Origin of the sequence: Fulvimarina manganoxydans, assembly GCF_900176465.1 — a bacterium.
GTDB lineage: Bacteria > Pseudomonadota > Alphaproteobacteria > Rhizobiales > Rhizobiaceae > Fulvimarina > Fulvimarina manganoxydans.
On the sequence record NZ_FWXR01000003.1, the window covers coordinates 301,374 to 324,659 of the forward strand.

Consider the following 23,286-nt stretch of genomic DNA (forward strand, 5'->3'; position numbering starts at 1 on the left):
CCACCATGCGAGAGGCGATCGCGCGTCAGATTCGGGGTGCCCAGGTTCGGGCGCCCTGGCTGTTCGGACTGAAGAATGCCGTCCAGCGGGGCGTGCGTCGCCGCCTCAAACGTCCTTTCGAACAGGACTTCGAAGCGCTGAGGGCGCTCGGGTTCGATCCCAGCGGCCTCATTCTCGATATTGGCGGCAATCGCGGGCAGAGCATCGATGCGGTGCGGCTGACGCTTCCCCGCGCGCCGATCATCTCTTTCGAGCCGAATCCTCAGCTCGCGGACGACTTGAAGGACCTGTTCAAGGCCGATGCGAATGTGGAGATTCGCCAGCGCGCGCTCGGCGATCGCCCTGGTGAATTCACTCTTTTCATTCCCTATTATAATGGCTGGATGTTTGACGGCCTCGCCTCGCTCGATCGAGCCGAGGCGGAAAGCTGGTTGAGCGCCGACAATCTGGCCGGTTTCGACCCTCAAAAGGTGACGATCCGCGAGGTCACCTGTCAGGTTTCGACGCTCGATGCAGAATGTCCGGGTTTGAGCCCTGTCTTCGTCAAGATCGACGTGCAAGGCTTCGAGCCCAACGTTCTCGACGGTGGCCGGGCTCTTCTGGAGCGCGCTCGCCCGGTGGTTATGCTGGAGTCGCGGCACGATGTCGACATGCTCGCCCATCTGCCCGCAGGCTACGAAGCCGCCCATTATGACGGCATGACGCTGAGGCTCGGCGATAGGCAAACCATGAACACGTTCTATTTGCCTGCCGAGATCGCGCGCCGCTTCTAAAATGCGGTTATGGCCTTGCCGTTGCGGCAGGGTTTTGAACAGGATGCAAGGGCAGAACCCAGCGGGTTCTGCATTCGGTAACAGAACGAGGAGGCGGGCCCCTTCGCCGGGCACCGCAACGTCCAGATGGCACGCAGCAATCAAGCCAACGATATTTTTGCCGAGACCTCGTTTCTCTATGGCGGCAATGCCGACTATATCGAGGAACTCTACGCGCAGTATGAAGCCGATCCGTCCTCCGTTTCGCAGGACTGGAGCGATTTCTTCGGCGGCCTGAAGGACGACGCGGCCGTCGTGAAGAAGAATGCGGACGGCCCGTCCTGGCAGCGGACCAACTGGCCGATCGCGCAGAATGGCGAACTCGTCTCCGCTCTCGATGGCGACTGGGGCGCGGTCGACCAGAAGATCGAGACGAAGGTCAAGAAGGAAGCCCAGAAGCAGGGTGTCGAGCTGAGCGAGGCCGCGCTCAACCAAGCGCGCCAGGATTCGGTGCGCGCCCTTATGCTGATCCGCGCCTATCGCGTGCGCGGCCATCTTCACGCCAAGCTCGATCCTCTCGGTATCGCAAAGCCCGCCGACGACGATTACAACGAGTTGTCGCCCAAGGCCTATGGATTCAGCGAGGCCGACTACGATCGGCAGATCTATATCGACAACGTCCTCGGCCTGAAATTCGCGACGATCCGCCAGATGCTGGAGATCCTCCAGCGCACCTATTGCTCGACCCTCGGCGTCGAATTCATGCATATCTCCAATCCGCAGGAGAAGGCCTGGATCCAGGAGCGGATCGAGGGGCCGGACAAGGGCGTCGCCTTCACCGACGAAGGCAAGCGCGCGATTCTCAACAAGCTGATCGAAGCCGAGGGTTTCGAGAAGTTCCTCGACGTCAAATATAAGGGGACGAAGCGTTTCGGCCTGGATGGCGGCGAGGCTTTGATCCCGGCGCTAGAGCAGATCATCAAGCGCGGCGGTCAGCTGGGGCTCAAAGAGATCGTCTTCGGCATGGCCCATCGCGGCCGCCTGAACGTCCTTAGCCAGGTGATGGCCAAGCCGCATCGAGCCATCTTCCACGAGTTCAAGGGCGGGTCTTTCAAGCCCGAGGATGTGGAAGGCTCGGGCGACGTCAAATACCATCTCGGTGCGTCTTCCGATCGCACCTTCGATGACAACAATGTCCATCTATCCCTGACGGCGAACCCTTCGCATTTGGAGATCGTCGATCCGGTTGTTATGGGCAAGGCTCGGGCGAAGCAGGACCAGATCGCCGGCGCGACGCGCACGGATATCGTGCCGCTGGAAACCCGCGGGCGCATTCTGCCGCTCTTGCTTCATGGCGATGCGGCCTTTGCCGGCCAGGGCGTTGTGCCGGAATGCTTCAATCTGTCGGCACTTCGCGGCCATAGGGTCGCGGGTTCGATCCACTTCATCATCAACAATCAGATCGGCTTCACAACCAATCCGCGCTTCTCGCGCTCCTCGCCCTATCCCTCGGACGTCGCCAAGATGGTCGAGGCACCGATCTTCCACGTCAATGGCGACGATCCGGAAGCGGTGGTCTATGCGGCGAAGATCGCGACCGAATTCCGGATGAAGTTCCACAAGCCGGTCGTCATAGACATGTTCTGCTACCGGCGCTTCGGTCACAACGAAGGCGACGAGCCGGCATTCACCCAGCCGAAGATGTACAAGGTGATCCGCAATCACCCTTCGACGCTGGAAATCTATGCCAAGAAGCTTGTCTCCGAAGGCCTCCTCTCGGAGGAGGACGTGGATAAGCGCAAAGCCGAATGGCGTCAGAAGCTCGACGAGGAATTCGAGGCCGGTCAAGCCTATCTGCCCAACAAGGCGGATTGGCTGGACGGGGCTTGGTCGGGCCTGCGCCGCGCCGAGGAAGAGGACGAGCCGCGTCGTGGCAGGACCGGCGTTCCGATGAAGACGCTGAAGGACATCGGCTCCAAGCTCTGCCGCGTGCCGGATGGCTTCAACGTCCATCGCACGGTCCAACGCTTCATGGACAACCGCGCCAAGATGATCGACTCGGGCGAGGGGATCGATTGGGCGACGGCCGAGGCGCTGGCCTTCGGCTCGCTGGTCTCCGAAGGCCATCCCGTCCGCCTGTCCGGTCAGGACTGCGAGCGCGGCACCTTCTCCCAGCGCCATTCGGTTCTCTACGATCAGGAAACCGAGGAGCGTTACGTTCCGCTTGCCAATGTCTCCAAGGGTCAGGCGATCTACGAGGTCATCAATTCGATGCTCTCGGAAGAAGCGGTGCTCGGCTTCGAATACGGCTATTCGCTCTCCGAGCCCAACGCTCTGACGCTCTGGGAGGCCCAGTTCGGCGATTTCGCCAATGGCGCCCAGGTGGTGATCGACCAGTTCATCTCGTCGGGCGAGCGCAAATGGCTACGCATGTCCGGCCTCGTCATGCTGCTGCCCCATGGCTATGAGGGCCAGGGACCGGAGCATTCCTCCGCGAGGTTGGAGCGTTTCCTCCAGCTCTGCGCCGAGGACAACATGCAGGTCGCCAACTGCACGACGCCGGCCAACTATTTCCATATCCTTCGCCGTCAGCTGAAGCGCAACTTCCGCAAGCCGCTGATTCTGATGACCCCGAAATCACTGCTGCGCCACAAGCGGGCGATTTCCGAACTCTCCGAGATGTCGGGCGATACGAGCTTCCACCGCCTTCTGTGGGACGACGCCCAGCGCTTCAAGGATGGTGGGATTTCGTTGGTTCCGGACGACAAGATTCGCCGCGTCGTAATGTGCTCGGGTAAGGTCTATTACGACCTTTACGAAGAGCGCGAGAAGCGCGGTGTCGACGACGTCTATCTCCTGCGCTTGGAGCAGCTTTATCCGTTCCCGGCCAAGGCCCTGATCACGGAACTGTCGCGCTTCAAGCAGGCCGAGATGGTGTGGTGCCAGGAGGAGCCCAAGAATATGGGCGCCTGGTCCTTCATCGATCCCTATCTCGAGTGGGTGCTCGACCATATCGAGGCGGACAAGCGCCGAGTGCGTTATGCCGGCCGCCCGGCTGCCGCGTCTCCGGCCGCCGGAACGATGAGCACCCATATGAAGCAGCTCGAAGCATTCCTCGAAGACGCGCTCGGCTGATCGCCGGCGCGTTTCCCATCAGCCATTATCCGACCGATACGAGACGGCGAGAGACCATTAAGTCATGAGCACCGACATCAAAGTTCCGACCCTCGGAGAATCCGTGACCGAGGCGACGATCGGCCAGTGGTTCAAAAAGGTCGGCGATCGCGTCGAGCAGGACGAGACGATTGCGGAACTGGAGACCGACAAGGTCACGGTCGAAGTGCCCGCGCCGGCCGCAGGCGTTCTGCAGGAAATCGTTGCCAAGGAAGGTGAGACTGTCGAGGTTGGTGCCTTGATCGGCACGCTCGGCGAAGGCGAGGGCTCCTCCACCAGCACGGACAACGCGACCGAGGCGCCTTCGAACGAGGCGAAAGCGGAGGCTGCGTCCGATGATGCCGGCGGCTATGGCGGTGAATCAGCGTCCGGTTCGCAGGCAAGCGGCTCGGGTAGCGGTAAGCTCGTCGAGGTGAATGTTCCGGCGGCAGGCGAAAGCGTGACCGAGGCCCAGGTCGGTTCGATCTTCAAGAAGGTCGGCGAAGCGGTCGCCGTCGACGAGGCGCTCCTCGAACTCGAGACCGACAAGGCCGCTCAGGAAGTGCCGTCGCCCGTCGCCGGTGTCATCCGCGAAGTGCTCGTCTCGGAAGGCGACGATGTGCAGGTTGGCGCGCTGTTGATGAAGATCGAAGAAGGCGCGTCTGCCGGAAGCGGCCAAGAGACCCCGAAGAGTGAGGCCGCCGCGCCGACCCCGGGCGCTGGTGCGACCGCGCGCGAGGAGGTGCGGGACCAAAGTGCGGGTCGCCCGCCGGCACCCTCTGCCCGCAAGATGATGGACGAAAAGGGCGTTTCGGCGTCGCAGGTTTCGGGTTCGGGCCGAGACGGTCAGATCCTGAAGGGCGACGTTCTCGAAGCGGTCGCCAAGGGGGCGCCATCGTCGGCCCAGGAAAAGCCGAGCCAGGCTGCGGCCCGTCCGCAATCGGCGCCAGACGACGCGGCACGCGAAGAGCGGGTCAAGATGACCAAGCTTCGCCAGACCATCGCCAAGCGTCTGAAGAATGCGCAGGACACGGCCGCGATGCTGACCACCTTCAACGAGGTGGACATGACCGCGACCATGGAAATGCGGAAGAAATACAAGGATCTCTTCGAGAAGAAGCATGGCGTGAAGCTCGGCTTCATGGGCTTCTTCACCAAGGCGGTCACGCATGCCCTGAAGGAGATCCCCGCGGTCAATGCCGAGATCGACGGCACGGACATCATCTATAAGAACTTCTGCCATATCGGCATGGCCGTCGGCACGGATAAGGGCCTTGTCGTCCCGGTCATCCGCGACGCCGACCAGATGACCATCGCCGAGGTCGAGAAGGAGCTGGGGCGTCTGGCCAAGGCCGCCCGCGACGGCAAGCTCGGCGTCGCCGACATGCAGGGCGGCACCTTCACCCTGACCAATGGCGGCGTCTATGGCTCGCTGATGTCGACGCCGATCATCAACGCGCCCCAATCCGGCATTCTCGGCATGCACAAGATCCAGGAGCGGCCGATGGCGATCGGCGGCCAGGTGGTCATTCGCCCGATGATGTATCTGGCGCTCAGCTACGACCACCGGATCGTCGACGGCAAGGAGGCCGTGACCTTCCTGGTGCGCGTCAAGGAGAACCTGGAAGATCCCGAGCGGCTGATTCTCGATCTTTGATCCGGGGGTGAAGGATTTTCGAGATGAAGACCCTGGTCGATGTCTCTGAGATCCTTCGCAATCTGACGCTGACGGCGGCCGCCGCCGTCGGCGCATCTCTCGCTTCGAAGAAGCTCGGTCCGGAGACGATCCAGGCTGGCTCCGCGGCTTTTTAGGGGACACTCGCCCGGCGGGTCCATGTGATGGAGCAGCTTCAGACGGCCAGCGTCGACAAGACCACGAAGATTCCCGTTTATATCGACTGCGCGCGTCTGACGCTGACGCCGGTGGATTGACGAAGACGCGAAGGGACATGTCTTGGCCAATGTCATGATCGTCACCGGAGGCTCGCGCGGAATTGGGGCTGCGACCGCGCGCCTTGCGGCAGAGCGCGGCTATGCGGTCGTCGTCAATTACGTGTCGAACAAGACTGCAGCCGAGGATGTCGTCGCCTCGATCAAAACGGCTGGCGGCAGCGCCATCGCGGTCAAGGGCGATGTGGCCGAGGAGCGCGATGTGCTTCACCTCTTCGAGGCTGCCGATCGCTTCGGGCGTCTCTCGGGTCTCGTCAACAATGCCGGGATCGTCTACCGCGCTCAAACCGTCGCCGAGATGGACATCGCGCGCATCGACCGGATGATGCGGGTCAATGTGACCGGAAGTATTCTTTGTGCTCGCGAAGCCGTCCGCCGCATGTCGAAGAGTCGTGGCGGGGAGGGCGGCGCAATCGTCAGTGTTTCCTCGGTCGCCGCCAAGCTCGGCGGATCGGGCCAATATGTCGACTATGCCGCGTCGAAAGGCGCGATCGACACCTTCACGGTGGGCCTCGCCAAGGAGGTCGTGGAGGAGGATATCCGCGTCTATGGCGTGAGGCCCGGGATCATAGATACCGAAATTCATGCGTCCGGCGGTCAGCCGCACCGGGTCGCCGATCTTGCGCCGACGCTCCCTATGAAACGCGCTGGAACCGCGGAAGAAGTCGCAAAGGCGATCCTCTGGCTGGCCTCGTCCGAAGCGTCCTATTCGACTGGCGCGATCCTCGACGTCTCTGGAGCGAGGTCGATCTTGCCATGAGGAAGTGTCCCAAAGCCTTCGATCTTGTTACTCTCATGATCGCGATAAGCGGAGCCACACCGACGCTCGCGGCGGCGACCACAAGCGAGACCATCCCCGAATATATGGACGACCGCTCCTCGCCGGAGACGCTGATCAAGTCGCTCTATAATGCGATCGATCGACAGGAATATCTGAGAGCGTGGAGCTATTTCACGGGCCAGTCTGGCCGCGCCGATTTCGAGACATTCGCTTCGGGCTGTGAGACGACGAAAAGCGTTCGCGTGAAACTCGGCGACGTTGTCTCTGAGGGGGCGGCGGGCACCGTCTATTCGAGCGTTCCGACCGTCATCGAATCGCTCTCCACGAACGGTGATAGAAAAATCTTCGCTGGTTGCTACCAGACCCGTCTCGTCCAGCCGAGCGTTCAGGCGGAGCCGCCTTTTCGTCCCCTGCAGATCGAAGCTGCGCATTTGCAATCGACCGAGCTAAGTTTCGATAAGGCAAGAGGCAACTGTCCTGACGGGGCTTGCAATGAGCTTCGCGTCTCGATCGTCGGATTGGGCTCCTGATCGGTGGTGCGAAAGAGCGAATCGCCGCATTAGGGTCGATCACATAAACAGACACGTTGAATACGAATTTCGAACAGGAACGGCACACCATGTCTGACACCTATGATCTTGTCGTCATCGGCTCGGGGCCAGGCGGCTATGTCTGCGCCATCAAAGCCGCGCAGCTCGGCCTGAAGGTCGCCTGCGTCGAGAAGCGCAAGACCTATGGCGGCACCTGCCTCAATGTTGGCTGCATACCGTCCAAGGCTCTGCTCCATGCCTCGGAGCGCTTTCACGAAGCCGGCCATCAGCTTGCCGATCTCGGCATCAAGGTGAGCCCCGAGCTCGATCTGCCGACGATGATGGGTCACAAGGACAAGACGGTGAAGTCGAATGTCGACGGCATCGCCTATCTGTTCAAGAAGAATAAAGTCACCGGCGTCGTCGGGACCGGTAAGATCACCGGCAAGGGAACCGTAGAGGTGACCAAGGACGACGGCTCGACCGAGACCTTGGAGACGAAAAACATTGTCATTGCGACCGGCTCCGAGGTCGCCGGCATTCCGGGCGTCGAGGTTCAGTTCGACGCCGATACGATCGTCTCCTCCGACGAAGCGATAGCCCTGTCCCAGGTCCCCGGCGAGATGGTGATCGTCGGCGGCGGCGTCATCGGCCTTGAGCTCGGCTCCGTCTGGTCGCGTCTCGGCGCCAAGGTCACCGTCGTCGAATATCTCGACAAGGTGCTCGGCCCGATGGATGCAGAGGTATCAACCGCTTTCCAGAAGCTTCTCGTCAAACAGGGCTTCACCTTCAAGCTGGGCGCCAAGGTGACCGCCGTCTCCAAGGATGGCGACAAGGGTTCCGTCACCTTCGAGCCGGCCAAGGGCGGCGAGGCGGAAACGCTGTCGGCCGATGTCGTGCTCGTTGCCACGGGCCGTAAGCCTTACACCGCAGGTCTCGGCCTCGAGAGTGCCGGGGTCGAGCTCGACGATCGCGGCCGGGTCCATATCGACGAGCATTTCCGCACCAATGTGGGCGGCATTTATGCGATCGGCGACGTGGTGCGCGGCGCGATGCTTGCCCATAAGGCGGAGGACGAGGGTGTCGCGCTCGCCGAAATCCTGGCCGGCCAGTCGGGTCACGTGAATTACGACGCAATCCCGTCGGTGGTCTATACGGCGCCGGAAGTCGCCTCGGTCGGCAAGACCGAGGAAGAGCTGAAGAAGGCCGGCATCGACTATAAGGTCGGCAAATTCCCTTTCATGGCCAATGGGCGCGCCCGCGCCATGCTGGCGACGGACGGCTTCGTGAAGATGCTCACCGATGCCAAGACCGACAAGCTGCTCGGCTGCCATATTCTGGGGGCGGGCGCCGGCGATCTCATCGTGGAAGCTGCGCTGGTCATGGAGTTCGGCGGCTCGGCCGAAGACGTGGCTCTGACCAGCCATGCCCATCCCTCGCTTTCGGAGGCGATGCGCGAGGCGGCGATGGCCGCCGCTTACGGCAAGCCAATCCACATCTGAGACCGATGGCGCTGCCCGAAGGCGGCGCCCGTCACCTCTGAACGACACAAGGCTTCAAGCCGGATCGCGATCGTGATCCGGCTTGAATTTTGTCGACCAAGCCCCGCCAATATCGGTCAGTTGGGCCTCGATCACCTCGACGGAGAGACGGATCGTGGCGCCGCCTGCGAAAACCAGATCGATCACGCCCGATGGGTCTTGCGAGGGCGTGAAACGAATCGCAAGAAGAACAAGGACCGCGTCCGAGTCCTGGCCATCGAAGCCGGTGCTCTTGACCTCATTCACCCTGTCGAAATGCAGGACCGCGCGTCGTCGCTCATAGCTCGGCTTGGAAAACAGGCCGAACCGTCGCTTCTGCGCGGATTCCCAGACGAAGCGGTTGAACTCCATCACGAACTGCTTCTGCCGGCTGCGATGGACGCAGTCCTTCGGATGGACGACGGCGTCCTGGCAGGTGGCGGAAAGAACCGCAAGATCGTCCGGATCGACGGCGAGGAGGCGAAGACGGTCCATGGGCTCTCTGAAAGATCGAGGACTGGATCGCTGCTAGATAGCAGCGGCCGCGCGGGCAGGGCGGCGGCACGGCCACATGTAATTCGCAAGCACGAAGAGGCCAACCGACCTCCCGACGTTTCAGCCTTCGCGGCGACCGCTTTTTTCCGGCCGAATGAAGACGAGGTGCTTCAAGCCGAGAAAATTGGCGAGAAGGCCCACGCCTGCCGCCATAACCAACGCGACAATCGGAATGTCCAACGGATAAGGCAGCAAAAGCACCGCGATGGAGTAGACGGCGAGATTGCAGAGGAAACCGAATCCCTGCACGCCGAGATAGGCTCCGAATTCAGCTATGAGGCTTCGCCCGCCGCCGACAAAGGCAAAGCGGCGGTTGAGGAGCCACGTGGTTACGACCGCGCAGGAAAACGTCGCGAATCGGGACGCGATCGGGTCGGCGTCGAACCCTTCCGTCAGGATCAACAAGCCACCGCCATCGAGAGCGAAGCCGATTGCGCCAATGACCGCAAATCGTAGAAACTGCGCGCGCGATGCTTGCGGCGCCGTCACGTCCGCTTCTTGACCTCTGCCATGCTTCGAATCGATGGGATGGTCAGATAGCTTAGGCATTTCATTTCCTGGCGCACACGCGTGACGAGATCCATGATGAGGCCGGCGACAACCAAAATCCCGCCGAGCAGCACGAGACCGGTCGACAGAACCGCCGTTGGCAGGCGCGGCACGGTACCCGTCTGGGAGTAGGTGATGAAGAGCGGCACGGCGAGGAGCACGCCGAGCAAACCCGATGCGACCCCAAGACCACCATAGAAGAGGCGTGGCCGCTCGATGCGGAGGAGGCGGATGATCGTGCGCAGGATGCGAGCGCCGTCGCGATAGGTCGAAAGCTTGCTGTAGGAGCCTTCCGGCCGCTCGCCGTAATTGGTCTCGATCTCTCCGATCGGCATCCGCAATTCCAGAGCATGGACCGTCAGCTCGGTTTCGATCTCGAAACCGTTGGACATGGCGGGGAAGGACTTCGCGAAACGGCGCGAAAAGACCTTGTAGCCCGACAGCATATCGGAGATCTGGCTACCGAACATGGTTCGTACCATGCCGCTGAGCAGACGATTTCCGAAGCGATGACCCAAGCGATAGGCGCCGACGGCCTCCGATTTCCGCGCGCCGTTCACGAGGTCGTTTCCGTTCTCGACGAGGCAGCGAATGAGATCGGGCGCGCGAGAGGCGTCGTAAGTCGCATCGCCATCGACGAGGACATAGATGTCAGCCTCCACATCGGCAAACATCCGTCGGATGACATTTCCCTTGCCCCGGCGGACGACGCGCGACAGCTGAGCACCATGGGCAAGCGCCACTTCGGACGTGCGATCGCTCGAGGCGTTGTCGAAGACATGAATGGTGGCGGACGGGAGCGCTGTGCGAAAACCGTCTATGACGGCGCCAACAGTGCTCTCTTCGTTGTAGCATGGGATGAGAACCGCGACCGCAAGACCTGCGATGGCGTCGCTCTCATACTCGCTGCGCTCGTGTTCAGACATAGGCATCATGTTCCGATTGGACTTCCAGGCCGGGCAATGCAAGCTCGAAGAGGACAATGGCACGTACTGAAGACCCCGACGGACCGGCAGGTGCGGTGATCGGGCTTTGCGGGCATCAGGCCGGATCCTCGGCCGGACAGTCTTTGGCGGGCTTCATGGTGATGCTGCGCAGGGCGACTGTTAGCGTCCGGTCGTCGGGCCCGTATCCGGTCTCGCGCGGGGTCTTGCCGGGCTTCGCCAGGATGTCGACCGACACTCTCCCATCAGCGTGATCGGTAACGTTTGCGGGTAGACAGACCGGCTGCAGACGTCGCGGACTTCCTTCAATGAAGTTCCTGTCCTGCGGATCGCCACCGTCTACCACGATTCGGATGTCAGGCTCGCCCTCCGGCGTGAGCAACCCCTGGAAGCGTTCGAGATCGAGAAGAAGCTCTACCGGTCGGCCGCGCAGCTCGGGCGGGACGGGAATCGACAACTTGGTGAGCGGGGAGTCCGACCAGATGAAATGGCCATCGATCCAGGTCCAGCCTTCGCCCAGCATGTCATTGAACTCGGGATCGCCGACCGCGATCGTCCAGGATGGGCGATTGTCCGGCCCCGTTTCGCAGACATGCAGGATGTCGGTTTCCAGGTGAACCTCGCGGCAGTTCGATGCCGGCAGCAAATCGAAGGCGCGTAAGCCCCCATCGCGATCCGCATTCCTACCATCGACGGTCACCACGAAGACGCGCCCATTCGGCGCATTGTTCAGATTGCGACGGATCGCCTGATCGAACTGGCCGCCGGGTATGATCGGGAGATTTCCGACTCTTGAAAATGTCGACGCGTCCGGCAGCTTCGTCGCAACCCAGGCCAGACGCGCGTCTCGATCGAAGACGATCAAGGCGGCGGGCTCCTCGAAAGGGGGAGTGTCCGGGACCGCATACCAATCTTCGTCGAACGGGACGTGGCCCCAGTCGGGAAAGCGCGCAGTCGCGACCACGACCAATGTCAGCGCTCCGATCCCATAGGCCGCATAGCGGGCGCGAAGCCCGATCTCGGTGACGATAGCGACGATGAGCCCGAGCGTGAGCGGTCCGATCAGGAGCTCGACCACGACGAGATAGCGCTGGATGTAGAAAAGCTTGGCCCAAAGAAAGTAAGCGATGGCGCAAAAGACGATCAGTCGGACCAAGCGGTCCGGCGCAATTCGAAGACCCGGCCGATCTGTTTCGCCAGATGGGTCTCCGATACCGCTGGCATTGGAAAGGGCGATTTGGGGTCGTGCGCGCGCCCGCTGCCATGCAATGACGACGAGCCAGACGACGGCGACCATGATGGCGACCGCAAATCGCATGTCTCGGAAGTAGAGCTCGTTCGAGCGCTGTTCACCCACCGCCCATCCGAAAGGGGCGGTGATGATTTCGAGAGGACTCTCGATCTGCCAACGTGCGTCGCGAATGTCTGTCAGCGGAAAATCCGGTGATTTGAAGATTTCGTTGAAGAAGGGAAAGACCGGGCTACCGTAGTCGAGATACAGCTTAAGCGACCAATATCCGCCTGTCAGGATGTAGCCGAGGCCGACGCCGACGCCGACGAGAATGGCCGCCTTCAGGCGATCGCCAAAGCGGTGCCAGCCAAAAAGCGCAGCGATCGGAATAGCGACGGCAAAAGTCGCGTTGGTCAGTTTCAGACCGGCCGCCGACCCGACGAGGAGGCCGCCAAGAAGGAGCAGAAGCCAAGCGATCCGGTTCGCGCTCGAGCGATCGTGACCTGCCCGTAGAACGAGCAGAAGGCCGAGAAGGCAAAGAAGACTCGTCGACGAATCCGCGAATGTCGTGCCGATTTCCGATAAAAACATCGGCGCCGCAGCTGCGATCACGGCACCGAAGACGGACAGAAGATCCGCCAGACGCCGTGAACTGGCGGACTGTGCGACCAACAGGATCCGGCCGATCAGAAAGGCTAGCGCGATGTTCAGCGCTTGAACACCGGCGATCAGGGCCGAGGCGACAGCAGGCGACAAGCGATCGATGAGCAGAAAAGGCGGCACATAGACCAGGGGATTCTGGAAGGTCAGAATTCCCGCCGCAGTCACATCGTTATTCGCCCTGTCGTTTAGAAACGCAAAGGCGTCATAGATGTGATAATTGCCTTGATCGTAATTCTGATCCTGACCCTGAAAAAGTGCGAGCGCCACTGCAAAGAGGATCGCCGCCGCGCATACGGACAGGAAGGGCAGGGCGCTTTGCGTCCACCCCTTTGATTGTTTCGTCATGGTCTCGTCCGGCTGGCGGGATGGTTCACGTGTTCGTGTTGCCCTTCGAACGAAAGAATGCGGTCATTCAGTGGTCGAGGCCGTAATTCAATGACCTCAGATGTCAGACCAAATCCCCGGGGCGTCCCGTGTGCTCGCTTTTGCACAAGTTCCAGTCAGCCTATCGCCCGTTATAGACTCAAACACCATAGGGAGATCGGGCAATTCTTGGGAACAGAAGGAATGCCATTTCGCCGGCTTTCCAAGCATTTTCGAGCGATATCGGTGTGTAGGCGAAGCACTGCGATATGGTGTCCAAGGCCCCCGCGCGGCTGAGACGGTGTCAACTCCGAGGTCGACATATACCGAGAATGGCTGAAAGGGGCGCTTGGCCAGCGCACCTTTCGAAGAGCATCGTCGTCAAACGGGCCGTTGCCGGCCTTACCCATCAAGAATGGTAGGCGACCTCGCCGTGATAGCTGAGGTCGAGGCCTTCGCGTTCGGCTTCGACCGACGGCCGGAGGCCTACGATGAGATCGACGATCTTGAAGGCGATAATCGAGACGACGCCGCTCCAGACGATGGTGATGAGGACGGCCGTGACTTGCGCCCAAACCTGGGAGGCCATCGTGACGCCTTCGGCGTAGCCGATGCCGCCGAGTGAGGTGGAGGTGAAGACGCCGGTGAGAATGGCGCCGATGATGCCGCCGATGCCATGGACGCCGAACACGTCCAGCGAGTCGTCATAGCGAAGCGCGTTCTTGACCACGGAGACGAAGAAGTAGCAGCACGCGCTGGCGATGACGCCGAGAACGATCGCGCCGACCGGGCCGATCGTGCCGCAAGCCGGCGTTACCGCGACGAGGCCGGCAACAATGCCGGACGCGCCGCCCAGCATGGAGGCTTTGCCGCGCATCACCGCCTCGATGGCGCACCAGGCGAGAAGCGCGCCGGCCGTTGCCGTGAAGGTGTTGATCATCGCCAGAACGGCCGCGGCCGTCGATTCAAGGTTGGAGCCGGCATTGAAGCCGAACCAACCGACCCAGAGCATGGAGGCGCCGACCATGGTGAGCGTCATGGAGTGCGGCGCCATCATGTCCCGGCCAAAGCCCGTGCGCTTGCCGACCATGATGCAGCCGACAAGTGCCGCGATGCCGGCATTGATGTGAACGACCGTGCCGCCGGCAAAGTCGATGGCAGCGACGCCTCCGGCAAGCGTGCCGTTGAAGATGAGGCCGGCCGCGTCCCAGACCATGTGGGCAACGGGGAAGTAGGAGAACGTCGCCCAGATCAACGTGAACAGAACGACCGCCGAGAATTTGATGCGTTCGGCAAAGGCGCCGACGATCAGGGCGGGCGTGATGACGGCGAAGGTCATCTGGAAGGCGATGAAGAGATATTCGGGGATTTCGACGCCGTCGGTAAAGGTGGCCGAGAGCGTGTCCGTCGTCACACCGGCGAGGAAGAGCTTGCCGAAACCGCCCCAGAACGGGCTGGTGCCGCCGCCGAAGGCGAAGGAATAGCCGTAAAGCGTCCAGACCACGATCATCAGTCCGCAGATGACCGTGCATTGCATCAGGACCGACAGCATGTTCTTGGCGCGCACGAGGCCGCCATAGAACAGGGCCAGGCCGGGCATTGTCATGAAGAGGACGAGGATCGTCGCCGTCATCATCCAGGCGACATCGCCCTTGTTGACGGTCGAGATCGCGGTTTCGGCAGCCGCTTCGACGCCGGCGCCGCCTGCGGCGACCGTATCCTGCGCGAAGACGCTTGTTGTGCTGAGAAATGCGGCGCAAGCCGCGGCGACCGTCGCAAGGGGCCGCTTGAAGGGAGGGGTCGTGAGCATCCGTGCCTTGCTTTCCATAAGGATCGGCGCTGCCAGATCGAGGCGCGTCCAGAAGCCCTGAATCAAAAGCCGTGCCAAAAGCGGTTTGCTGCGCTGCATGATGTAAAACGGCCCACATTCTTGTGATTTTGACGTGATGGCGGCTTGTGCTGCGCGTTTTCTATGCAGGATGCCTAAGTCTTCTGCACAATTTTTCATCTGCAGTGATCCGGCCGCTTTGATGCCCTAACGCAGGCGCGGCTCACGAGACCGATGGCCGATTGGCAGATGTCCGAAACGAGAAAAGGGCCCGCGCGGGCCCTTTTCAAACTTGCCAGGCGATCGAGCGATCAGGCGCGGCCGACCGCGAATTCCGGATATGCTTCGACGCCGACTTCCGTGCGGTCGAGACCAAGGGCCTCTTCTTCCTCCGAGACGCGGATGCCGATGGTCGCCTTGAGGATGCCCCAGACCACCAAGCTGACAACGAAGGTGAAGACGCCATAGGCGACGATGCCGATGAGCTGGACCGAGAAGCTGGCGCCGCTATTGGTCAGCGGCACGGCGATCGTGCCCCAGATGCCGGCGAGAAGGTGGACCGGGATCGCACCCACCACATCGTCGATCTTCAGCTTGTCGAGCATCGGCACGGCGAAGACCACGATGACACCACCGACGGCGCCGATCAGGATCGCGGCGAGCGGCGAAGGCGTCAGCGGCTCGGCGGTGATCGAGACGAGGCCCGCCAGAGCGCCGTTCAGCACCATGGTGACGTCGACGCGCTTATAGATGACCTGCAGCAGGATGAGGGCCGCAACCACACCGCCAGCGGCGGCGAGATTGGTGTTGGCGAAAATCCGCGATACGTCGGAGACGTCGTTGATCGTGCCCATCGCCAGCTGCGAGGCGCCGTTGAAGCCGAACCAACCGAGCCACAGGATGAAGGTGCCGAGGGTCGCCAGCGGGATCGAGGAGCCCGGCATGGCGGTCGGAGCGCCTTCTTTCGGGAAACGGCCCTTACGAGCGCCGAGAAGAAGCGCGCCGGCGAGAGCCGCCCAGCCGCCGACCGAGTGGACGAGCGTTGAGCCGGCAAAGTCCTGGAAGCCCATCTCGTTCAGCCAACCGCCGCCCCACTTCCAAGAGCCGGCGATTGGATAAATGAAGCCGGTCAGAAGGACGGTAAAAAGCAGGAAGGGCCAGAGCTTGATGCGCTCGGCCAGAGTGCCCGAAACGATCGAGGCGGCCGTCGCGACGAACACCATCTGGAAGAACCAGTCAGACGCCGTCGAATAGCCGGTGTCCAGTGCATTGCCGCCGACCGGATCGAAGGCATAGGGCGCGAAGGTGCCGATATAGCCGCCGTCGACCCCCGTATACATGAGGCTATAGCCCACGATCCAGTACATCAGGCCCGCGATCGCATAGAGCGCGATGTTCTTGAGGCACTGCATGGAAACGTTCTTAGAGCGGACGAGGCCCGCCTCGAGCATGGCGAACCCAGCGGCCATCCACATGACCAGGAAGCCGCCGATCAAGAAGAGCAACGTATTGAGAATATAGGCGGTCTCGGGCGAGACCCCGCCGGCGGCAGCCGGCGCAGCTTCGGCGGCCGCGGCTGCGGCATCGGCAGCCGGAGCGGTCGCATCTTGGGCGAAAGCGGCGGTCGCGGCCAGTCCCGCAATCAGGCCGCCTGTGAAGAGCGTCTTTTTAAACGTCATACTCGGCATAATCTCCTTGGGGCTCAAAGCGCGTTTGCGTCGGTTTCGCCTGTGCGGATCCGCACGGCCTGATCGATGCCGAAGACGAAGATTTTGCCGTCGCCGATCTGGCCGGTCTTGGCCGCGCCCTGAATCGCCTCGACGGCCCGATCGACCATGTCGATCGGCACCGCCACCTCGATCTTCAGTTTGGGCAGGAAGCTCACGGCATATTCGGTGCCGCGATAGATTTCGGTGTGACCCTTCTGGCGGCCATATCCCTTGACCTCGGTCACGGTCAGACCTTGGATCCCGACACCCGTGAGGGCTTCACGCACCTCGTCGAGTTTGAATGGCTTGATGATCGCCATCACAATTTTCATGTTCACCTCGAACCTGTCGCGGCGTGGCTCTGCCGCAGGTGGAATGCCAATGAGACGTTGCGCACCGCAGCACGCGACGACTGACTTTGTTGAATCAAGGCCCGTGCCAAACGGGGTGCGGGGCAGAAAAAAATTTTAAATCAGTTACTTGCGGCCATGCACGACGATGGTGTGCAAGGTTGCCACCGATTCGACACGTTGCGAGCGCCACTGCGATGAACAGTGTGCTCAATTTCTGTGCATTCAGAGGAGGTCTGTCTCCGCCTGCAGCCTCGGACGCCTCTCGATGAGGCAGAGAGGCGCGGCAATGGTGATCACTAGGGGGTAGGGGATTGCCGGCATACGGGCGAAGTTGCCTGCTCATCAGACGCATCAACCCACGCTGCCGGCCTCGCGGGCAGAAGACGCAGGCAGGGTGCTTCGCGGAGTTTGAGAATGGCCGGCGTCTGAAGGATTTAGTGTGGCTTCCGCATCAAAGCCCGCGCAGTTCTTGAGCGGCTTTAAAAATCCGCATCGCGAAGCGATCAAACGGATTTCGTATGAAGACGTTTATTGATCAAGGAGTTCGTCGAGCAAACGCCGCACGTAAAGCCCGGCGGCGCTTCGCAACCAATTCTTTCAAAAGTCCGATTGTGTGAGAGCTACCGCAACGCCGAGATATCAGCCCCTGCGCACAGGACGGATCAGACCTTCCTGAGCGACCGAAGCGACGAGCGTTCCGTCTCGCTGATAGAGGCTCCCGCGTGTGAGGCCGCGCCCGCCGGACGAGGAGGGGCTGTCCTGAGCGTAAAGCAGCCACTCGCCCACATCGACCGGCCGATGAAACCACATGGCGTGATCAAGGCTCGCCGCTTGCACCCGTTCATCGAAGACCGACAGCCCATGGGCGAACAAAGACGTGTCGAGCAGCGTCATATCGGAGAGATAGGCGAGAACGGCGGCGTTGAGCGGCTGGTCGTCGCCGACCGACCGATTGCAGCGGACCCAGATGCGCTGGACCGGATCGAGCTTGTTCTCGGTCAGATAGTGATCGAACAGGATCGGGCGGAACTCGATCGGCCTTGGCCGCATCCAGTAGCGCTGCACGGCGGGGGGAGCGTCTCTCAAAATTCGCTCCTTCAAGTCCTTGCCATGCGGAACCTCGTCTGGCCCCGGCACCTCGGCCATTGGCATCTGGTGATCGAAGCCCTCTTCCATGATCTGGAACGAGGCGGAAAGGGAGAAGATCGCGCGCCCATGCTGGATCGCGACCACGCGTCTTGTCGTGAAGGAGCCACCGTCGCGTATTCGCTCCACATCGTAGACGATAGGCGTTGCCGGATCGCCCGGCCGCAGGAAATAGGAATGGAGAGAGTGGCAGGACCGTGCCGGGTCGACAGTTCTTTGGGCCGCGACCAAGGCCTGGGCGACGACCTGTCCGCCAAAGACACGCTGCCAACTCTGATCCGGGCTGACGCCGCGAAATAGATTATCCTCGAGACGTTCGAGATCGAGAATTCCCAAGAGCTTTTCGACCGCGTCCTGCATCCTACCCTTCTCTCTGTTTGTTGGCTTTACCAAGCTCCGACGCCGATTGCGGCGTTGCGGCGCTGGCAAGGCGATAAGCGGACACCTATTGTGAAACGGTGCCCGCGTCGACGGGAGATGGCTGGGCGTCTCGCATGACGGCGCGGCCGACATCTGATGAAGGAGGGCCGAATGGCCGACGAGTGGCAAGAGCGGGCCGTGGCAGGCGAGAGTGAGCGATGTGACATTCTCGTTGCAGGCGCCGGCTATGTGGGCCTGACGCTCGCCGTCGCGGTGAAGGCCGCCGCGCCGCATCTGTCTCTGCGGGTCGTCGATCTCGCGCCCGAGGGCGCCTTCGAGCGCGACGAGCGCGCCTCGGCCATCGCGGCGGCTGCCGTACGTATGCTGGAGCGCCTCGATGTCTGGAATGAGGTCGCCGGTAAGGCCCAGCCGATCAACGAGATGATTGTCACCGATTCGAAGACGAGCGACGTCGTGCGCCCCGTCTTCCTGACCTTTGGCGGGGAAGCGCAGCCGGGCGAGCCCTTTGCCAATATGCTGGCCAACAAGGTCTTGAACGGCGCGCTTCGGAAGCGGGCCTCGGAACTGGGGATTGCGATCGAGCAAGGGGTCGGGGTCAGCGCGATCGATCCGCGATCGGGCGCGATCGGCGTCGACCTCTCCGACGGTCGTCATGTGACGGCCCGTCTCCTCGTCGCCTGTGACGGCGTGCGTTCCGCGATCCGCGACATGGCGGGTATTCGCACGGTATCCTGGCGCTACGACCAGTCGGGCATTGTCGCAACGGTCGCCCATGAGCGCCCCCATGAAGGGCGAGCCGAGGAGCATTTCCTGCCCTCCGGGCCTTTCGCCATCTTGCCACTGAAGGGAAATCGATCATCGCTGGTCTGGACCGAATCGACACGCGATGCCGAGCGGCTGGTGAATGGCGACGACCTGCTGTTCGAATTGGAGCTCGAACAGCGATTCGGACACAAGCTCGGAAAGCTGACGCTTGAAGGTGGAAAACGCGCTTTTCCGCTCGGGCTGACACTCGCCCGCGATTTTGTGAAGCCGCGCCTGGCGCTCGCTGGCGACGCGGCCCATGGCATTCATCCGATCGCGGGCCAGGGGCTTAATCTCGGTTTCAAGGACGCTGCGGCCCTGGCCGAGACCATTGTGGAGGCCGAACGACGCGGCCTCGATATCGGCGCGATCGACGTTCTGGAAGAGTATCAGCGCTGGCGCCGCTTCGACACGATGCAGATGGGCGTCACGACGGACGTGCTCAACCGCCTGTTTTCCAATGACAACAGCCTCTTGCGCTCGATTCGCTCCTTCGGTCTCTCGCTCGTCGACCGGGCGCCGCCTTTGAAGGAATTTTTCATCTCCCAAGCCGCAGGGCTCAGCAGGGGACCGAGCCCGCGTCTCTTGCGGGGCGAGCCGATCTGACGCGGCATGCGCCAATCGGGTCCTGTCGAACGCCGAACGTCGACCTTGGAAGGAAGCTAAGGCCTCTTCCGGCGTCGCGTTGACGTATTATCCTCTTTTGGTCGATTGCGCCGCGCAGCCCGGACCGCTACGAGGCTCACCGATCATCGCGTTTGCCGAGGCTCCATGCGGGAATTCTCGCGGAGCACTCCGGCCCTCGTGTCCGACATGTCTTTGGAGTGCCTTCATGTCCACCGGCGGATTTCTCTTCCTCGTCCTTTTGATCGCTCTGATCGTCGCTCTGCCTATCTGGCCGTTTTCGCGCCGTTGGACCATCGGACCGACGATGATCATCGGACTTCTGCTGGTTCTCGTGCTCGTCCTCATCCTGATCGGCACGATCTGACGACGGCCACCGTCAGGTGGGCGCACGACCGCGGCGCGCCCTGAGACTTCGATGCGGCACAGGGCCGGACTTAGAGGGGCCGTGTGACGGTGGGTGATAGGCGCGCGAAACGCTCATTGCCCGCAATCGTCCACGTAGCGCGTCTTCAGAATGCGACATCGCGGCAACCTTGAGTTTCGCCGCGCTCAGCTGTCGGTCTTGCCGAACATGCGCTTCAGCATCTCGGCCATCGGGCCCTTTTCAGGAATGGCGACGGACGGCTTGCCGGACCGGGCCTGGTGGATATGGCTCTTGCCCTTGCGCTTTTCGGCCGAGACCGTCGCCTCGCCTTTCTCCGGAACTTTGCCGGTCGGCGCCAGACGGTTCATGAAAAGCGCGTCGTCGCCTTTCACCAAAAGGCCGAAATGACGGCGCACATTCTCGATGAGGGGATCGAGCCATTCGCGGTCGACCTTGTGAAAGTCGCTCAAGACGTAAGGGCTCACCTGGTCGTTGTGACCAGGATGGCCGATGCCGAGACGCACGCGCTTGTAATCCCGGGTCCCGAGGTGAGCGTCGATCGAGCGAAGGCCGTTATGGCCGCCATGGCCGCCTCCGGTCTTCACGCGAACCCGCCCGGCCGCCAGGTCCAGTTCGTCATGAATGACAACGACGTCCTTCGGCTCGATCTTGAAGAAGCGCGCCGCCTCGCCGACCGAACGACCGGACTCGTTCATGAAGGTGAGGGGTTTGAGAAGCACGATCTTTTCGCCGTCGATCACGCCTTCCGCGATCTCGCCCGAAAACTTCTTGGAGAAAGGCGAGAAGGCCGGATCGCGAGCGATCTCGTCGATCGCCATGAAGCCGATATTGTGCCGATTGCCGGCATAACGACCGCCGGGATTGCCGAGGCCTGCAACGAGCATCATGCCAGTCTCCTTCGGTTGGGGCCCGTATGGAAAGGGCAGGGCGAAGCGGGCGCCTCGATCGGCCGGCTTGGTTTGTCGGCGACAAGCGGCCCATTGCGGTCGTTGCACATAAAGGAAGAGCGGCCGGATCGAAACCCAGCCGCTCTTTGATGTCGATAGGGGAGGGGCTTGAGGCCGCTTACTCGCCCTTGTCTTCGTCCTCGACGGTGTCGTCGGTCTGCTCGATGACCTCGGTCTCTTCCGTCCCCTCGGCCTCGTCCTCCTCGGAGCGCAGAGCCGCCGGCGCCGCAATCGTCGCGATGGTGAAGTCGCGGTCGGTGATGGTCAGCTCGACGCCCTTCGCCAGCTTCAGAGCCGAGGCATGGATCGAGTCGCCAATATCGAGACCGGTCAGATCGAGCGTGAAGGCCTCCGGAATGTCTCCGGCCGGGCATTCGACTTCCACCGCATGGCGCACGACATTGAGCACGCCGCCACGGGTCAGACCCGGAGCCTCGTCCTCGTTCTCAAAATGCACGGGCACCTCGACGGTGACCCGGGTCTTTTCCGAGACGCGCAGGAAGTCGACATGCATGAGGAAGTCGCGGACCGGCTCGAGCTGGTAGTCCTTCGGCAGGACCTTGATCTTCTTGCCGTCCACTTCGATCGTGGCGATATTGGTCATGAAGCCGCCGCCATGAAGCGCCAGGAACGTCTCCTTATAGGGGAGAGCGATCGACAGGGGCTCCTGCTTGTCGCCATAGATGACGGCGGGGATCAGGCCATTATTGCGCAGATGCCTGGCGGCCCCCTTGCCGACCTTATCGCGCTTCTCGGCCTTGACCGTGAAGGTCTGGTGCATGGTTCTTGTCCTTTTTTGATCGAGGTGGTCGCTCAAGGGACGCGCTGTCCCGGAAACGACGAAAAGCGGCACCCGGCCGGGAACCGCTTTCTCCGCGCTGCCTCCAAGGGTGTCCGCGCGGACGCCGCAGCCTATAGCGGAGGCACGCGATCACGACAAGAGCGCGATGGACCGCTTGGCCGGATCGTCCATCACGCGGTTCTGGGCGTCGCGCTCATGGGGCCCGCGAGAGCCGAGTTCACGAGCGCTCGTTCCCAAGCACTTAGGCGTCACCATCGAAACTCTGCGCGTCTCGATAACGCCCGCGTCGCAGACTGCTTGGCGCCGCTTGCGGGCAATCGCATCTCATTATCCGCGACGGTCATACGTCCTCGTGACCACGGCCGAGATACCGACGCACTCCCTCTTCGGATTGTGACGCTCGGCGACAGGCAGAAGCAAGAGCGCACGCGGACCCTTCGTCATCGACGAATTCGATCCGGGCTCCGGCTTCATGCCGTTCTCATGGATGTGGGCTTCTGGATCGATGACGAGCGACGAAACCACGCGAAGGGGAACGGTCAGTGGAAGGGGGGGCGCTCGGGACGCCGAGAGGTCGAGACGCATGGGACAATACGCTTGGCCGTTTCGCACTTCCGTCTAGCCCGGACGCTGAGCAAAAGACGGCGAGAGCGAGCGACGGCCAACGCCGTCCTGAGGCGGGGCCGAGCTGACGGAGCGCCTCGACCACTAAGCCGCAAGCAAGGCGGGGGATTTTGTATGGGGACTGGACGGCTGTCCCCGGCCCTGTGCAAGGGCGGGAGGGCGATTGGGCCTGTTCTTCCCATGGACGCGTCGCGCTCGCGAGCGAGCACGCGCGATTCCCTATAGGCTCCAGCCGCCACACAGCCGCATGGGCGCCCATTCAGACCGTGCCCGAACTTTTTTGAACTTTTTACGAAGAGGGGTGTTGACGGGGCGCGGAGCTGGGGCCTATATGGCGCTCATCGACGACGGCGGTGGCGCCGCGGCGGCCTCGGAAGAGGGAAGCGAGACGGATCGGACGGGTTGCCTTCGGGCGGTTCTGCGGATCGGATGAGCGGCCCTGAGGCAGTCACGAACTGGTTGAACTCCTGAAGGAGGCGGCCGGTTCGGTTTTGCGCCGCTCGTTGTTTGTTTTTTCGGGTTGAATGGGTCGCCTGCACCCCTTGTATCGAGGGGCGGTGGTTTGTTGTCTCCGGCGCCGGATTTCCGGCGGGCTCTTTGACAATTGAATAAAGCGAGAAAGAAAGAGAGACGTGGGCGGCGTTTTGTCGGCCGGGTTTTTCGGACTGGTTCGGATCTTGGTTCCTTTT

The 23,286-nt window shown here is 61.9% G+C and carries 21 protein-coding genes; 9 read left to right on the forward strand and 12 right to left on the reverse strand.

The window, feature by feature from the left end; all coding sequences use genetic code 11:
• The first annotated feature begins 5 nt into the window (after nucleotides 1-5).
• From B9A15_RS05900 to lpdA, 7 genes are all read left to right on the forward strand, one after another.
• Nucleotides 6-773, forward strand: coding sequence for an FkbM family methyltransferase (locus tag B9A15_RS05900; protein WP_084409098.1), 768 nt, complete (start codon nucleotides 6-8; stop codon nucleotides 771-773).
• A 126-nt stretch (nucleotides 774-899) separates the two neighbouring features.
• The gene (locus B9A15_RS05905) at nucleotides 900-3,887 is read left to right on the forward strand and encodes a 2-oxoglutarate dehydrogenase E1 component (protein WP_084409099.1); all 2,988 of its coding nucleotides are present in this window, start codon (nucleotides 900-902) and stop codon (nucleotides 3,885-3,887) included.
• Nucleotides 3,888-3,951: 64 nt separating this feature from the next.
• Nucleotides 3,952-5,562 carry a 2-oxoglutarate dehydrogenase complex dihydrolipoyllysine-residue succinyltransferase gene (odhB, locus tag B9A15_RS05910; RefSeq protein ID WP_084409100.1) on the forward strand — a complete coding sequence of 537 codons (1,611 nt, stop codon included), beginning with the start codon at nucleotides 3,952-3,954 and terminating at the stop codon, nucleotides 5,560-5,562.
• Nucleotides 5,563-5,585: 23 nt separating this feature from the next.
• Complete coding sequence (locus B9A15_RS23605; protein ID WP_280173779.1) at nucleotides 5,586-5,717, forward strand: hypothetical protein; 132 nt, start codon at nucleotides 5,586-5,588, stop codon at nucleotides 5,715-5,717.
• 154 nt (nucleotides 5,718-5,871) lie between these two features.
• Nucleotides 5,872-6,615 carry an SDR family oxidoreductase gene (locus B9A15_RS05915; RefSeq protein ID WP_084409149.1) on the forward strand — a complete coding sequence of 248 codons (744 nt, stop codon included), beginning with the start codon at nucleotides 5,872-5,874 and terminating at the stop codon, nucleotides 6,613-6,615.
• Complete coding sequence (locus B9A15_RS05920) at nucleotides 6,612-7,166, forward strand: hypothetical protein (protein WP_139798223.1); 555 nt, start codon at nucleotides 6,612-6,614, stop codon at nucleotides 7,164-7,166. The genes B9A15_RS05915 and B9A15_RS05920 overlap by 4 nt, the downstream gene beginning before the upstream one ends.
• 89 nt (nucleotides 7,167-7,255) lie before the next feature.
• Entirely contained in the window at nucleotides 7,256-8,668 is a 1,413-nt protein-coding gene (lpdA, locus tag B9A15_RS05925) for a dihydrolipoyl dehydrogenase (protein WP_084409150.1), read from the forward strand.
• 54 nt (nucleotides 8,669-8,722) lie between these two features.
• On the opposite strand, the gene B9A15_RS05930 is transcribed toward lpdA, so the two are convergent.
• The 8 genes from B9A15_RS05930 to tesB form a co-directional block, all read right to left on the reverse strand.
• Nucleotides 8,723-9,181 (reverse strand): DUF2948 family protein, encoded by a 459-nt coding sequence (locus tag B9A15_RS05930; RefSeq protein WP_084409102.1) that lies wholly within the window; start codon nucleotides 9,179-9,181, stop codon nucleotides 8,723-8,725.
• A 120-nt stretch (nucleotides 9,182-9,301) separates the two neighbouring features.
• Nucleotides 9,302-9,790: a GtrA family protein gene (locus B9A15_RS23785; protein ID WP_084409103.1), complete on the reverse strand. Its 489-nt coding sequence runs from the start codon at nucleotides 9,788-9,790 to the stop codon at nucleotides 9,302-9,304.
• On the reverse strand, nucleotides 9,727-10,716 hold the full coding sequence (locus B9A15_RS05940; RefSeq protein WP_084409104.1) for a glycosyltransferase family 2 protein: 990 nt from the start codon (nucleotides 10,714-10,716) through the stop codon (nucleotides 9,727-9,729). The genes B9A15_RS23785 and B9A15_RS05940 overlap by 64 nt, the downstream gene beginning before the upstream one ends.
• A gap of 115 nt (nucleotides 10,717-10,831) precedes the next feature.
• A complete protein-coding gene (locus B9A15_RS05945; protein ID WP_084409105.1) occupies nucleotides 10,832-12,973 on the reverse strand; it encodes a hypothetical protein in 2,142 nt (713 codons plus the stop codon).
• 427 nt (nucleotides 12,974-13,400) lie between these two features.
• On the reverse strand, nucleotides 13,401-14,801 hold the full coding sequence (locus B9A15_RS05950; RefSeq protein WP_139798229.1) for an ammonium transporter: 1,401 nt from the start codon (nucleotides 14,799-14,801) through the stop codon (nucleotides 13,401-13,403).
• A 329-nt stretch (nucleotides 14,802-15,130) separates the two neighbouring features.
• The gene (locus tag B9A15_RS05955) at nucleotides 15,131-16,498 is read right to left on the reverse strand and encodes an ammonium transporter (protein WP_084409107.1); all 1,368 of its coding nucleotides are present in this window, start codon (nucleotides 16,496-16,498) and stop codon (nucleotides 15,131-15,133) included.
• A 23-nt stretch (nucleotides 16,499-16,521) separates the two neighbouring features.
• Nucleotides 16,522-16,860 carry a P-II family nitrogen regulator gene (locus B9A15_RS05960; protein WP_084409108.1) on the reverse strand — a complete coding sequence of 113 codons (339 nt, stop codon included), beginning with the start codon at nucleotides 16,858-16,860 and terminating at the stop codon, nucleotides 16,522-16,524.
• A 660-nt stretch (nucleotides 16,861-17,520) separates the two neighbouring features.
• Nucleotides 17,521-18,387: an acyl-CoA thioesterase II gene (gene tesB, locus B9A15_RS05965; protein ID WP_084409109.1), complete on the reverse strand. Its 867-nt coding sequence runs from the start codon at nucleotides 18,385-18,387 to the stop codon at nucleotides 17,521-17,523.
• A gap of 171 nt (nucleotides 18,388-18,558) precedes the next feature.
• On the opposite strand from tesB, the gene B9A15_RS05970 reads away from it, so the two are divergent.
• Together B9A15_RS05970 and B9A15_RS05975 are read left to right on the forward strand one after the other, a co-directional pair.
• The gene (locus tag B9A15_RS05970; RefSeq protein ID WP_084409110.1) at nucleotides 18,559-19,818 is read left to right on the forward strand and encodes a ubiquinone biosynthesis hydroxylase; all 1,260 of its coding nucleotides are present in this window, start codon (nucleotides 18,559-18,561) and stop codon (nucleotides 19,816-19,818) included.
• Nucleotides 19,819-20,044: 226 nt separating this feature from the next.
• Nucleotides 20,045-20,203: a DUF3309 family protein gene (locus tag B9A15_RS05975; protein WP_084409111.1), complete on the forward strand. Its 159-nt coding sequence runs from the start codon at nucleotides 20,045-20,047 to the stop codon at nucleotides 20,201-20,203.
• A 185-nt stretch (nucleotides 20,204-20,388) separates the two neighbouring features.
• Here B9A15_RS05975 and pth read toward each other — a convergent pair whose 3' ends face one another.
• The 4 genes from pth to B9A15_RS23135 form a co-directional block, all read right to left on the reverse strand.
• A complete protein-coding gene (gene pth / locus B9A15_RS05980; RefSeq protein WP_084409112.1) occupies nucleotides 20,389-21,111 on the reverse strand; it encodes an aminoacyl-tRNA hydrolase in 723 nt (240 codons plus the stop codon).
• A gap of 178 nt (nucleotides 21,112-21,289) precedes the next feature.
• Entirely contained in the window at nucleotides 21,290-21,952 is a 663-nt protein-coding gene (locus tag B9A15_RS05985) for a 50S ribosomal protein L25/general stress protein Ctc (protein WP_084409113.1), read from the reverse strand.
• 150 nt (nucleotides 21,953-22,102) lie between these two features.
• Nucleotides 22,103-22,228, reverse strand: a complete 126-nt coding sequence (locus B9A15_RS23610) for a hypothetical protein (RefSeq protein WP_280173780.1) — start codon at nucleotides 22,226-22,228, stop codon at nucleotides 22,103-22,105.
• A gap of 707 nt (nucleotides 22,229-22,935) precedes the next feature.
• Nucleotides 22,936-23,286 (reverse strand): hypothetical protein (locus tag B9A15_RS23135; protein WP_210190481.1); only part of this gene is annotated, 351 nt, incomplete at its 5' end.